Here is a 12,928-nt window from a genome sequence, read left to right on the forward strand (position 1 = left end):
TGCGACGGTGAGGATTTGCTGTCAGAAGGAGATTCGAAATGAGCGAAAAGAGACTTGCGGACGGCGCCGTGATCAGGAAGTTCGCTATCGGACAGCTTGGCTGGGCGATTCTCTCGGGAATCATCAGCAACTGGCTCGTCTACTACTACATGCCCTCCGATACGCTCGTCAGTCAGGGGATGACCGTCTTCATCACCCAGGGCATAGTGTTCGCAGGCCTCACGGTCATCGGAATTATCACGGCATGCGGGCGTCTCCTCGACGGCTTCATCGATCCGTTTATCGCCTCCAAGTCCGATTCGCTCGCAAGTCCGCTCGGGCGAAGGATACCTTTTATGAGGAGGGCGGCTGCGCCTTTTGCCGCAATGACTGTCTTCGTGTTCGTTATTCCGGGAACGTCGAGCGTGGTGGCGAACAATGTCCTTCTCTTCGTATGTCTGATGCTTTTCTATGTGACGTTGTCGCTCTATTGCACGCCCTTCAATGCGCTCATCCCCGAGCTCGGTCGTACGCAGGAGCTGCGCGTCAACCTCTCGACTTACATCTCGGTAACCTACTTCGTGGGTACTGCGGCCGCTTACCTCGTTACCGCGTTGGCGGGAATCCTTGAGCCGTCATTGGGTCCCGTTGCCAGCTTCAGGGTTACGGTGGCCGTGCTGGCGGTTATCGCTCTCGCGTGCATGCTCGTGCCCGCCTTTGGAATCGACGAGAACCTCTATGCGGACACGCAGCCAAGTTCGACGCCCATGGGACAGTCCGTCGCGAAGACTTTTAGGAATCGCGAGTTCCAGATCTTCGAGGGTTCCGACGTCCTGTACTGGGTGTCGATCACGATGTTCCAGACGGGCTTGCCATATTACGTCACGGAGCTGATGGGCTTCGATGACTCCTGGACGTTCGTCTTCTTCGCAGCCATGACGCTCATCTCCCTCATGTTCTACGCGCCCGTAAACGTTCTGGCAAAGCGCATCGGCAAGAAGAAGCTCGTCGCCTTTGCCTTTTTCTTCTTCTGCCTCGCGTTTGCCGTGACGTCTATATGCGGCCAGTTCGGAGTGCCCCAGATCGTGTGGGGCGTGGTCGTTGCTGTTCTGGCGGCGGTTCCCATGGCCATACTGGGAATCCTGCCCCAGGCGGTGCTCGCTGACATCGCCGAGGCGGATGCCGTCCAGACGGGAGAGAACCGAGAGGGGATGTTCTATGCTGCGCGAACGTTCAGCATGACGCTTGGACAGACCCTTGCGATGGTGCTCTTCACCTCCATCTCCTCTGCCGCCGCGGGCGGACTTGGGTATAGGCTCACGGCTGCGGTCGCAACGGCGTTCTGTTTGATAGCGGGATTGGTGTTCACGCGCTATCACGAGGATAAGGTCCTTGGCGTGATTTCCGTGCTCGATACAAACGACGTGTCTGTGACAGAGTAAAGTGGCAACAAATGGATTGGCGCCGATGTTGCGACGCGCACGGGCTTCGATTGATGCGCATGGGGGGAATGCGGAAGAATGGACCTCAATCCGAAGTTTCAGATAACGTGGAGGGTGCCGGACGGCGGACAGCGAACAACGTATGTATCAGACCAGGTGCCGACTTTCGGTGCCGACTGCAGGGACCTGGACGTTACCGTCGAGCATGACGGAGACGTGTGGCGCGTATGGGTCGATCCGGAGTACGACCTCACGATCGAGTCCGCAACCGCCACGGTGTCTCTCGATCTCCAGCACGCCGATGCGCTGTTCCTGAATGGCTATAACTCGTGGACGGACTCCTGGGAGCGCTCGCCGCGAGCGAATATGCACGGGCTTTGGGGTACGCCGCACAGTATTGTAGGTCGCTGGGTGCTTGACGCATCTGGTGACTATCGCTTTGCTAGACAGGACCCGCGTTTCGGCCACCAGCATGGAGAGGGATACGGATACCTTAGGTTCGGCCAGGCAGTATCGCTATTCGGGGAATGCAGGCCGGACACTGGCTTAACCGTAATATATGAGGATCTTCCAGAGAACACCGTTTCGCTGCAGAAGGAAGGTCCAAACAGGCCTCTTGCCGCTGGCGAGCGAGTCGAGATCCTTACGCTTGCCCTGGTGGAGGGGACGCTTCACAGCGCCTTCGCTCGGTATGTCGAGCTCATGGGTATTCGACGTCGATCCGCGTTTCCGCTTGTGGGGTTCACGAGTTGGTATCGTCACTACGGCGACATCGATGCGGCAACCTTGAAGCGAGATCTCGTTGGAGTGTCAGACGTCCTTCTTGCCCAGCCCCTGGAGGGGGTCCTGCCCGTCTTCCAAGTGGACGACGGGTATGCGAAGGTGGGGGACTGGATGCAGCCCGACCCTAATCGCTTCCCGGCAGGAATGGGGGCGGTCGCTGACGACATACGCTCGGCGGGGCTCGTGCCCGGACTCTGGATGGCGCCCTTCGTCTGCGAGAAGGAGTCGCGCACATTTGCAGAGCATCAGGATTGGCTGCTAAGGGATTCATCCGGTCGCCCAGTCATGAGCGGGTCGCATTGGAGCGGCGGCTATGCCCTTGACACGCAGAATCCAGATGTTCGCGAGTACGTTAGCGCTTCGCTCGACACGGCAGCGCGTATTTGGGGCTTCAAGCTGTTGAAGCTCGACTTCCTGTATGCCGCCGCCATGCTTCCGCATGCCGGGAAAAACCGCGGCGAGCTTATGGCAGACGCGCTCGACCTACTCCGCTCGAGCGTTCCCGAGGGAACGCTGTTTGACTTCTGTGGCGTGCCTGTCGTGAGTGCCTTCGGACGATGCGAGTATTGCCGCGTTGGCTGCGATGTGGGACTCGATTGGAATGACACACTGCACATGCGGATTACTGGCCGTGAACGCGTCAGCACAAAAAACAGCCTACACAACACCAAGGGCCGCGCTCACCTGAATGGCGTAACCTTTTTGAACGACCCCGATGTCTTCTTCCTTCGGAGGGACGTAAAGATTACCGACTCGCAGCGTACCCGCCTTCTCTCGGCGGATTCGCTGCTGGGAGGTGTGCTCTTCACATCCGACGATATGGGGGCGTGGGATTCTCGACAGGTGAGCATCTTTCGGAATGCGCTGGATACATTCGCGCGGCGTTCAAGCGAATTCGCACCTCAAACGACTGGCCGGGTTGATGGTGAGGCCGGCGACTTATCGGATAAGCCGATTGGTCGGACGCACGATGCACATGGAGCACAATTGAATCCCGACACCTGCACGACGAGCATGACCCAGCCCATGCCCGACATCGACATAACCCAGCCCATGCCCGACATCGACATGACCCAGCCCATGCCCGACATCGACATGACTGAGCCCATTGCGTCTTGCATCGACGAGGAACGGATGACCGTATCCGACATCACGGAGCCCATGGAAGATGTGACAGGGACAACTGCCAGCCCGGACGTGACGGTCGTCGACCAGCCCCTTATGGTTGCAATCGAGGCGGCCGAGGAGGGGGAGGGACCAGGCGACGCGATTGAAACGTTGCCCGGGCAGATTGGCACGTCCGATGAGATTGAGGGGGAGTCGAATGGATAGCAACGCGATGACCGACGAGCACCTTCACATGCTGATGGGAGAGTACGAGGAGTCTTTCGGCAAGGTGGGAGAACGCGTGCTCGCCGTGGTGGCGCCTGGTCGTACTGAGCTTGCGGGAAATCATACCGATCACGAAGGCGGCCAGGTCATTGCTGGTGCAGTGAACCGTTATGTGCGTGGGATATTCTGCCCCAACGAGAGCGGCCGGATTCGCGTGAAGAGCCTGGGCTATGGACTCGTTGAGGTGAAGTGCTCGGATCTCACGTCCCGTGAGGAGGAAAGGAACACCTCTGCCGCAATCGTACGTGGACTGCTGGCCGCATTCCGCGAGCAGGGAGCGGGATCTGACCTCCAGGGATTCGACGCCGTCGTAACCAGTGAGGTTCCCGCAGGCTCTGGACTGTCTAGCTCCGCTGCCTACGAGCTAGAGATTGCGCAGGCTATGAATTGGCTCTGGGCTGGCGGCGGCTTCTCGGCCATGAAGCTTGCCCAGATGTCGCAGTTCGCAGAGCGCATGTACTTTGGAAAGCCGTGCGGCCTGATGGATCAGGCCGCGATTGCCGTTGGTGGCATCGCCCACATGGACTTCTCGAATGCGTCAGACCCTCAGGTCGAACGCCTCGATTTCGACTTTGCGGAGAACGGTTTCTCAATCTGCCTCGTCTCGGTGGGAGCGGACCACTCAGCCAACACTGCGGACTACGCAGCCGTTCCACAGGAGATGCAGGAAGTTGCGCGCGAGTTCGGTTGCGAGCGCCTGTGTGATGTCCGCGAGGCCGACGTCATCAGCAGCCTTCCGGCTCTCCGTGCGAAGCTGGGAGACCGTGCGGCCTTGCGCGCGCTCCACTATTTCCGCGAGGAGCGTTTCGTTCAGAATCGCGTTAAGGCGATGCGTGCCGGTGACATGCCGGCTTTCCTCGAGCTCACGCAACGCTCTGGCGCATCGAGCGCGATGTACTTGCAGAACGTGTCGATTGGCGGGTCGCCGGAGCAGCCAGCCATGGTTGCGCTTGCCGTTGCGGAGGAGCTGCTTGGTGGTCGCGGGGCGGTTCGTATACACGGTGGCGGCTTTGGCGGAACGATTCAGGCGTTTGTCCCCCTTAGCGATACCGACGAGTTCTGTCGAGCGATGGACCATGCCTTGGGCGGGCAGGTATCGTCAAGCTACGTTATCGATCACGAGGGAGCTCGGGCACAATGGAGAGAAATGTAGCAGCGGGGGAGCAGGTTGGTGCAGCGGCATCAAGGATTGTCGCGTATGCCGTCGGGCATCGCATAATCGAACCAGGGGACGAGCGCTGGGCCTACAACCGTCTCCTCGAGTGCTCGGGGCAGACGTCGCCCGCCCCCAGCGACCTCTCTTGGGCTAAGGCACAGGTTCTTCTCGACGGGTACGACTTTGAGAGCGACCTCTCGACCTTGGCGGACGCTGCGGTAGAATACGGCGCCGCGCAGGATAGCGCTACGGGCAGAGATCGCATCTCCATGCGACTCATGGGGTCGATCATGGCTCGGCCGTCCGAGGTGACCAGACGCTTCCGCTCGATTGGGAGCCGCGAGGGAGCGCTTGCTGCGACCGACTGGTTCTATCGGCTCTGCTGCGACGTCGACTACGTCCGGCGCTCCGCCATCGCGAGGAACCTCAAGTGGTCGTGCCCAACGCAATGGGGGGACCTCGAGATCACCATCAACAAGTCTAAGCCCGAGAAGGACCCACGTGACATCGCCGCCGCCGCGACGGCTTCCGCGGGGGAGAAGTACCCTGCGTGCGCGCTCTGCCGCGAGAACGAGGGCTATGGCGGCAGGGCGGCGTCGGACGCGGGCGGCCATGCGGCTCGTCAGAACCTTCGAATCATCCCCATCGAGCTGGGAGGGGAGGGATGGGGCTTTCAGTACAGCCCCTACGCCTATTTCGAAGAGCATTGCATCGTAATGAGCGATGAGCACAGGCCGATGCACGTCGACAGGGCGTCACTTGGATGCCTGCTGGATTTCGTGGGCCAGTTCCCGCACTATTTCGTCGGGTCGAATGCGGACCTGCCCATAGTGGGAGGGTCGATCCTGTCTCACGACCACTTCCAGGGAGGCAGGCATGTGTTCGCGATGACTCGTGCGGAAGTGGCGGAGCCCTTCGAGATGGACGCGCATCCAGGAGTTGAGGCCGGCGTCCTTTTGTGGCCGCTCTCGGTCATACGGCTAAGGAGCGCTGACCGTGATGAGCTCCTTGGCTCGGCGGAGCATGTGCTGGACGTCTGGCGCGACTGGGATGACGCCTCGGTGGGCATCGTCTCCCATGCGGCGGACGGAACGCGCCACAACACGGTAACGCCGATATGCCGCATGAGGGACGGGCGATTCGAGCTCGACCTTGCCCTGCGCTGCAACGTGACCACGGAAGAGCATCCGCTCGGCGTGTTCCACCCGCATGCCGACAAGTGGCACATCAAGAAGGAGAACATCGGCCTTATCGAGGTCATGGGTCTCGCGATTCTTCCGCCTCGCCTCGAGCGCGAGATTGGGGCTGTGAGGGAGCGAATCGTCGAGGGTAGGCTCGACGGCATGGAGGATGACCCGCTCTGTGCGCCACATGCGGACTGGGCGAGGCGCGTTGCGGAGAGGAGGCCGGAGCTCCTGGGGGCGAGCGAGGACGTTTCGCGCGAGGCGATGCGTCAGGAGGTTGGCATGGTGTTCTGCCACGTGCTCGAGGACGCCGGCGTCTTTAAGTGGGACGAGACGGGGCGCGCTGCACTCGGAAGGTTCCTCGCAGCTCTCTAGGGGGAGCGTCAAGTGGTCTCGGAGAATCAGTCGGTCATCCGAATGCTTGCGATGACCGGCTGATTGTCTTTCTCGACGGTGCCGTTGTCGTCCGTGACGGGCGTGTTGTCGCAGATGGAGTCAACGACCTCCATGCCCGAGGTCACCCTGCCGAACGCGGCGTACTGGCCGTCGAGGTTGCTGGAGTCCTCCTGCATGATGAAGAACTGCGAGCTGGCGGAGTTGTAGTCGTCGGAGCGCGCCATGCTGATAACGCCGCGTTTGTGCTGGATGGCGTTAGTGACGCCGTTCGCGCTGAACTCGCCCTTGATGCGCTGGTCGGAGCCGCCCGTGCCGTCGCCGTTGGGGTCTCCGCCCTGGATCATGAAGCCCTTAATCACCCGGTGGAACGTGAGGCCGTCGTAGAAGCCGGCGTTTGCCAGGCGTGCGAAGTTGCTGACCGTGATGGGCGTGTTGGTCGCGTTGAGCTCGAGCTTTATTGTGCCCAGGCCCTTGACCTCGATCGTGGCGTGGTGGATGCCGGTGTCGTAGCCGTTGTCGAGCGGCTTCGTGAGGATCTCCTTCGACTGTGCCCCGGAGTCGCCCTCGTCAGAGGACGACTTGGACGTGCCCGAGTTGGAGTCAAAGCACGACGCGAGCGCCAGCGCCGCGCCCCCTGCGACGAAGGTGGCCAGGAAGCTGCGGCGGGTGATGTGGTCGTGGGTCATGCTCTTCTCCTCAGAGCCATGGCGGCCAAGGCTCGACCGTGGCTCAAGTCATCGCAAAGTGGCAGTTTCATGAGTCAACACTGGCAATTTTACCAATAACCCTAATAAGTTGCGAATTCGATGGGCGAACGGGCCCAATTTGCTCTCGTTGGTGCCAGACGTGGGGTGTCTTGTGCCGCCTCTGATTGGGCGAGAGGGACTAGAGGGGCTAGAAGAACGAGAAAGGCACGCCGCACCAATCGATGCGACGTGCCCCGTGGAAGGTCCTTGTGCCCGGGAGCCCTCGTGCGCCCCCGCTGGCTGTCCCTACTCCAGCTCGAAGGCCCCGGTGTACAACTGATAGTACGTGCCGTGCTGGGCGATCAGCTCGTCGTGGGTGCCCTTCTCGATGATGCGGCCGTGGTCGAGCACGATAATCACGTTGGAGTTGCGCACCGTGGAGAGCCTGTGCGCGATGACGAACGTGGTGCGTCCGTACATGAGGGCGTCCATGCCCTTCTGGACGATCTGCTCGGTGCGGGTGTCGATGGAGGAGGTCGCCTCGTCCAGGATCATGGCGGGGGGGTCGGCGACGGCCGCACGCGCGATGGAGAGCAGCTGGCGCTGGCCCTGCGAGAGCTGGGTGGCGTTGTCGGTGAGCATGGTCTGGTAGCCGTCGGGGAGGCGCCGGATGAAGCTGTCGGCGCCGGCGAGCTTTGCGGCGCCGATGCACTCCTCGTCCGTGGCGTCAAGGCGCCCGTAGCGGATGTTGTCCATGACGGTGCCGGTGAACAGGTTCACGTCCTGCAGCACGATGCCCAGGGAGCGGCGCAGGTCGCCCTTGCGGATCTTGTTGATGTTGATGCCGTCGTAGCGGATCTTGCCATCGGCGATGTCATAGAAGCGGTTGATGAGGTTCGTGATGGTGGTCTTGCCGGCACCCGTCGCGCCGACGAACGCAACCTTCTGGCCGGGCTTCGCGAACAGCGAGATGTCGTGCAGGACGGTGTGGTCCGGCGTGTAGCCGAAGTCGACGTGCGAGAGGCGGATGTCGCCCGCGAGCGGCGTGTACGTGACGCTGCCGTCGTGGTGCGGGTGCTTCCACGCCCAGGTCTCGGTGCGCTCCTGGCACTCCTCGAGCTCGCCGGCAGCGTTCTTGCGCACGTTCACGAGGGTGACGTAGCCCTCGTCCTCCTCGGGCTTCTCGTCTATGAGCGAGAAGATCCGCTCCGCACCGGCGAGGCCCATGACCACGAAGTTGATCTGCTGTGACACCTGGCCGATGGAGCCGGCGAAGCGCTTCGTCATGTTGAGGAACGGCACGACGACGGCGATGGACAGGGCCATGCCGCTGATGGAGGGGTTGGGGAAGCCGGTGGTGAGGAAGGCGATGCCTGCGAGGGCGACGATGACGTAGGCGAGGTTGCCCATGTTCATGAGGACGGGTATGAGGGTGTTGCCGTAGGTGTTCGCGGTGCGCGACGCCTCGTACAGCGCGTCGTTCACGGCGTCGAACTCCTCGATGGTCTTGTCCTCGTGCGTGAAGACCTTGATGACCTTCTCGCCGTTCATGGCCTCCTCTGCGAAGCCCTCGGTCTTGGCGAGCTGGATCTGCTGGTCGAGGAAGTAGTGGGCGCTCTTGCCGCCGAGGACGCGGGTGGCGTAGACCATGCACGCGACCATGATGAGCACGACGACGGACAGCGGGATGGAGTACCACAGCATGATGGCGAGGACGGAGATCATGGCGAAGAGCATCGTGAGCAGGTTGGGCAGCGACTGGCCGATGAGCTGGCGCAGCGTGTCGACGTCGTTGGTGTAGTGGCTCATGATGTCGCCGTGCTTGTTGGTGTCGAAGTAGCGGATGGGCAGGCTCTCCATGTGGTCGAACATCTGGTTGCGCACGTGCATGAGCGTGCCCTGGCACACGATGGCGCCAAGCTGCGTGTAGGCGATGTTGGCGGCGAGCGCGATGACGTAGCACGTTATGAGGCTCGCGGCGACCCGGCCGACCTTGGGCGCGGCGCCCGCCCAGTCACCCGTGGGGAACGCGTGCTGCACGATGTCGATTGCCTGCTGCAGGAAGATGGACGGCACGGACGCGAGCACGGACGACGCGATGATGCAGAGGACCATGACCGTCGCGTGCACGGGGTAGTAGTGGAACACGGTACGCAGGATGCGCTTGAACGTGGCGCCGGGCCTCTGGGAGCCGCGGTGTCCCGAGGTGGGGGCGCCTGCCTGCGGGGATGCTTGCTCGGGGCGCGCGGCCTCGTTCTTCTCGCGAGTGTTGGCGTCGCTACTCATGGTCTGCCTCCTTCTTCTCCTCGCCCATCTGGCTCATCTTCGCGTCGTGCGACTGCTTGTTCTGCGTCGTGTACGTCTCGCGGTAGATGTCGTTGGTGCGCAGGAGCTCGTCGTGGGTGCCGATGGCGTCTATCTGGCCGTCGCGCATGACGACGATGCGGTCGCACGACTCGATGGAGCTGGTGCGCTGGGCGATGATGATCTTGGTGGTCTCGGGGATGTAGCTGCGGAAGCCCTGCTGGATGAGCTTGTCGGTCTTCGTGTCGACCGCGGAGGTCGAGTCGTCCAGGATGAGGACCTTCGGCTTCTTGAGGAGGGCGCGCGCGATGCACAGGCGCTGCTTCTGGCCGCCGGAGACGTTGGCGCCGCCCTGCTCGATGTACGTGTCGTACTTCTGGGGGAAGCGCTGGACGAACTCGTCCGCCTGGGCGAGCCTGCACGCCTCGACGAGCTCCTCGTCCGTGGCGTTCTGGTTGCCCCAGCGCAGGTTGTCCTTGATGGTGCCCGAGAAGAGCACGTTGCGCTGCAGGACGACGGCCACCTGGTTGCGCAGGGTGTCGAGGTCGTAGTCGCGCACGTCGTGGCCGCCGACGCGGACCGTGCCCGTCGTGACGTCGTACAGGCGGCTGATGAGCTGGATGAGCGTGGACTTGGAGGAGCCGGTGCCGCCGAGGATGCCGATCGTCTCGCCGCTCTTGATGTGGAGGTCGATGTCCTTCAGGGCCATGCGCTCGGCCTTCTTGGAGTACTCGAAGCTGACGTGGTCGAAGTCGATCGAGCCGTCAGGCACCGAGAGCAGGGGGTTCTGCGGGTTGGTGATGTCGCTTTTCTCGACGAGGACCTCGCAGAGGCGGCGTGCGCCCTCCTCGGCCATGGTGACCATCACGAAGACCATGGACAGCATCATGAGGCTCATGAGCATGCTGAAGCCGTACGTGATGAGCGCGGACATCTGTCCGACGCCCATGAGCTGGGCCTTCGAGCTGACGATGGTGTACGAGCCGAAGTAGACGACGAAGAGGTAGATGAGGTCGATCGAGAGCGTCATGAGCGGGGACATCCACGCGAGGATGCGCTCGACGTGCACGAAGTCGTGGTAGAGCTCCCCGGATGCGGCGTTGAACTTCTGCTTCTCGTGCTCCTCGCGGACGAAGGACTTCACGACGCGGATGCCGGAGACGTTCTCCTCGACGGAGTCGTTCAGGCGGTCGTACTTCTTGAAGATGCGCTTGAAGATGGGCATGACCGTGAGGGAGATCTTGAACACGGCAAATCCGAGAAGGACGGAGACGACCACGAACGCCGCGGCCATGGGGCCGCCGGTGACGAACGCCATCACGATGGAGAACAAGATCATGAGCGGGGCGCGCACGACGAGGCGGAGCAGCATCATGTACGCCTGCTGGACGTTGTTGACGTCCGTCGTGAGCCTCGTGACGAGCGAGCTGGTGCTGAAGTGGTCGATGTTGCTGAACGAGAAGCGCTGGATCTGCGCGAACACGTCGTGGCGCAGGTTGCGCGCGAAGCCCGTGGAGGCCTTGGCGCAGGTGATGCCCGCCATGGTACCGCAGAAGAGCGAGACGAGCGCCATGAGCACGAGCGTGACGGCATAGGGGGCGATGTCGCCGAAGCCGCCGCCGAGCGAGATCTTGTCGATCAGGCCGGCCGTCTCGAACGGGATGAGGCACTCGACGGCGACCTCTCCCAGGACGAAGAGGGGGGTCACGATCGCGCTTGCCTTGAACTCGCGAATGCTGGCCCCGAGCGTCTTTACTATCTGGCCGTATGTCAGGCCTTGCTGCTGTTTCGGCATGAGGTCTCCCCTCCGACGTAGCCTTGTGTTTCCCAATGGTCCCGCACGCGCTTGAGCAGGTCGCGGAGCTCGCGCTTCTCGTCCTCGGTCAGGACGGAGAGGCTGTCCTTCTCGAACGCCTCCTTGCGGGCGAGCATCTGCCTTGCCGTCTGCGCGCCTTCGTCCGTGAGGACTATCTCGAGCTGCCTGCGGTCGGCCTCCGAGCGCGTGCGCGTGATGAGCCCCTCCGACTCGAGCTTCGACAGCACCTCCGAGAGCGCCGCCGAAGAGATGTGAGTGCGCTCGAGCAGCTCGCGCTGGGGCAGGTGCCCGTCATGCTCGAGCAGGCGTCCCAGAATGACGTTCTTGCCGCCGCGACCGCCCGCATGCCAGTAGAGGAAATGCCCGAAGAATCCCATGTCGTGCAGGACCTCGTCCTCTGGCGTCGACGCGCGGTCGCGGGGCTGACGACCGGGGTCTGCGTCCCTTTTCGTCACCCGTACCTCCTGTTCCTAGTTGCATCGGACGCAAAAATGCTAGGTGCCTAGCAAATGGGGGTCAATGCACATTGGGGATTCGCAAGGTACCTTCACATTCAGGATCGCCGGCCCCAAGCGGGCGGCGCCGCGGAAAATGGCTGAATTATTTGGGACGGTAAGGCGGCGTTACCTGCGACCTTACAAACAGCTAACGCTATGTAAGGCAATTGTAAACGCCAGTCACGGCCCGGTAAGTCAGGGTGGATGACGCTCCCTGGGAGCCTGGCGGGTCATAGCATCCAAGTCGAAACGAGCCGAGCGACCGCAATCGCCGTGGCGCAGGCTCAAGACAAAGCGGAAGGAAGCATATGTCTCACAGCATGTCTCGTCGCAAGTTCGTCACCATCTCTGGCGCATCCCTCGCCGCGACCCTCGGCCTGGGCCTTGCGGCTTGCGGCGGAAGCTCCGACACCGACTCCAACGCGTCCAAGTCGGACTCGTCCTCCAGCTCGAGCAAGGAGGTCTCCGGCAACATCACCGCCGTCGGCTCCACCGCGCTCCAGCCCCTTGTCGAGGCCGCCGCGGAGCAGTACATGAACGAGAACCCCGGCGTGCAGATCACCGTCCAGGGCGGTGGCTCCGGCCAGGGCATCACGCAGATTGCCCAGGGCGCCGTGCAGATCGGCGACTCCGACGTCTTCGCCGAGGAGAAGCTCGAGAACAAGGACGACGCCAAGAAACTGAAGGATAACAAGGTCGCCGTCGTGGGCATGGGTCCCGTCGTGCACCCGGACGTCAAGGTCGACAACCTCACCATCGACCAGCTCAAGGGCATCTTCACCGGCAAGGTGACCAACTGGAAGGAGGTCGGCGGCGACGACAAGGAGATCGTTGTCATCAACCGCGCTGCCGGCTCCGGAACCCGCGCCACGTTCGAGAGCGCCGTGCTCGGCGGCGACAAGGTCCCCGAGGACTTCAAGCCGCAGGAGCAGGACTCCTCGGGCACCGTCGTCAAGATGGTCGCCCAGACGCCCAACTCCATCAGCTACCTCGCGTTCTCCTACTTCAGCGACGACGTGAAGGCGCTTAAGGTCGGTGGCGTCGAGCCCAAGGACAAGAACGTCGAGACCAACGACTGGACCATCTGGGCCTACGAGCACATGTACACCGCCGCGAAGCCGGGCGCCGCGACGGCCGACTTCATCAAGTACATGCTCTCCGACGACGTCCAGGGCACCCTCGTCAAGAAGACGGGCTACATCTCCACCAAGGGCATGAAGGTCGAGCGCGACGCCGACGGCAACGTCAAGAAGCTCTAGGGTTCGCGTACCTCGTCTAGCAAGGCATTATGTC

At 62.2% G+C, this 12,928-nt stretch carries 9 protein-coding genes; 5 read left to right on the forward strand and 4 right to left on the reverse strand.

From position 1 onward, the window contains the following. Window positions 1-38 precede the first annotated feature (38 nt). The 4 genes from HF885_RS02300 (at window position 39) to HF885_RS02315 (ending at window position 6,311) form a co-directional block, all read left to right on the forward strand. A complete protein-coding gene (locus tag HF885_RS02300) occupies window positions 39-1,421 on the forward strand; it encodes an MFS transporter (RefSeq protein ID WP_170103361.1) in 1,383 nt (460 codons plus the stop codon). A gap of 78 nt (window positions 1,422-1,499) precedes the next feature. After that, window positions 1,500-3,536, forward strand: a complete 2,037-nt coding sequence (locus HF885_RS02305) for a glycoside hydrolase family 36 protein (protein ID WP_170103362.1) — start codon at window positions 1,500-1,502, stop codon at window positions 3,534-3,536. Beyond that, window positions 3,529-4,749 carry a galactokinase gene (locus tag HF885_RS02310; RefSeq protein WP_235927258.1) on the forward strand — a complete coding sequence of 407 codons (1,221 nt, stop codon included), beginning with the start codon at window positions 3,529-3,531 and terminating at the stop codon, window positions 4,747-4,749. Before HF885_RS02305 ends, HF885_RS02310 begins: the two co-directional genes overlap by 8 nt. After that, window positions 4,734-6,311 (forward strand): UDP-glucose--hexose-1-phosphate uridylyltransferase, encoded by a 1,578-nt coding sequence (locus tag HF885_RS02315; RefSeq protein ID WP_170103363.1) that lies wholly within the window; start codon window positions 4,734-4,736, stop codon window positions 6,309-6,311. Before HF885_RS02310 ends, HF885_RS02315 begins: the two co-directional genes overlap by 16 nt. Window positions 6,312-6,337: 26 nt before the next feature. Here HF885_RS02315 and HF885_RS02320 read toward each other — a convergent pair whose 3' ends face one another. The 4 genes from HF885_RS02320 to HF885_RS02335 all read right to left on the reverse strand — a co-directional run bounded on the left by HF885_RS02320 (window position 6,338) and on the right by HF885_RS02335 (window position 11,593). Further along, window positions 6,338-7,018 carry a peptidylprolyl isomerase gene (locus HF885_RS02320; protein ID WP_170103364.1) on the reverse strand — a complete coding sequence of 227 codons (681 nt, stop codon included), beginning with the start codon at window positions 7,016-7,018 and terminating at the stop codon, window positions 6,338-6,340. A gap of 306 nt (window positions 7,019-7,324) precedes the next feature. Then, on the reverse strand, window positions 7,325-9,304 hold the full coding sequence (locus HF885_RS02325) for an ABC transporter ATP-binding protein (protein WP_170103365.1): 1,980 nt from the start codon (window positions 9,302-9,304) through the stop codon (window positions 7,325-7,327). Next, window positions 9,297-11,117: an ABC transporter ATP-binding protein gene (locus HF885_RS02330; RefSeq protein ID WP_206109736.1), complete on the reverse strand. Its 1,821-nt coding sequence runs from the start codon at window positions 11,115-11,117 to the stop codon at window positions 9,297-9,299. The genes HF885_RS02325 and HF885_RS02330 overlap by 8 nt, the downstream gene beginning before the upstream one ends. Continuing rightward, on the reverse strand, window positions 11,093-11,593 hold the full coding sequence (locus HF885_RS02335) for a MarR family winged helix-turn-helix transcriptional regulator (RefSeq protein WP_328804311.1): 501 nt from the start codon (window positions 11,591-11,593) through the stop codon (window positions 11,093-11,095). The genes HF885_RS02330 and HF885_RS02335 overlap by 25 nt, the downstream gene beginning before the upstream one ends. A gap of 350 nt (window positions 11,594-11,943) precedes the next feature. Here HF885_RS02335 and HF885_RS02340 point away from each other — a divergent pair, with 350 nt between their 5' ends. Beyond that, window positions 11,944-12,894: a phosphate ABC transporter substrate-binding protein PstS family protein gene (locus tag HF885_RS02340; RefSeq protein WP_235927259.1), complete on the forward strand. Its 951-nt coding sequence runs from the start codon at window positions 11,944-11,946 to the stop codon at window positions 12,892-12,894. The last annotated feature ends 34 nt before the right edge of the window (window positions 12,895-12,928 follow it).

It is taken from the genome of Parafannyhessea umbonata, from assembly GCF_012844235.1.
Lineage (GTDB): Bacteria > Actinomycetota > Coriobacteriia > Coriobacteriales > Atopobiaceae > Parafannyhessea.

Bases quoted from the DNA above. Each gene is read 5' to 3' on its own strand.
- HF885_RS02300 (WP_170103361.1), top strand. From the start codon at position 39: ATGAGCGAAAAGAGACTTGCGGACGGCGCCGTGATCAGGAAGTTCGCT.
- HF885_RS02305 (WP_170103362.1), top strand. From the start codon at position 1,500: ATGGACCTCAATCCGAAGTTTCAGATAACGTGGAGGGTGCCGGACGGC.
- HF885_RS02310 (WP_235927258.1), top strand. From the start codon at position 3,529: ATGGATAGCAACGCGATGACCGACGAGCACCTTCACATGCTGATGGGA.
- HF885_RS02315 (WP_170103363.1), top strand. From the start codon at position 4,734: ATGGAGAGAAATGTAGCAGCGGGGGAGCAGGTTGGTGCAGCGGCATCA.
- HF885_RS02320 (WP_170103364.1), bottom strand. From the start codon at position 7,018: ATGACCCACGACCACATCACCCGCCGCAGCTTCCTGGCCACCTTCGTC.
- HF885_RS02325 (WP_170103365.1), bottom strand. From the start codon at position 9,304: ATGAGTAGCGACGCCAACACTCGCGAGAAGAACGAGGCCGCGCGCCCC.
- HF885_RS02330 (WP_206109736.1), bottom strand. From the start codon at position 11,117: ATGCCGAAACAGCAGCAAGGCCTGACATACGGCCAGATAGTAAAGACG.
- HF885_RS02340 (WP_235927259.1), top strand. From the start codon at position 11,944: ATGTCTCACAGCATGTCTCGTCGCAAGTTCGTCACCATCTCTGGCGCA.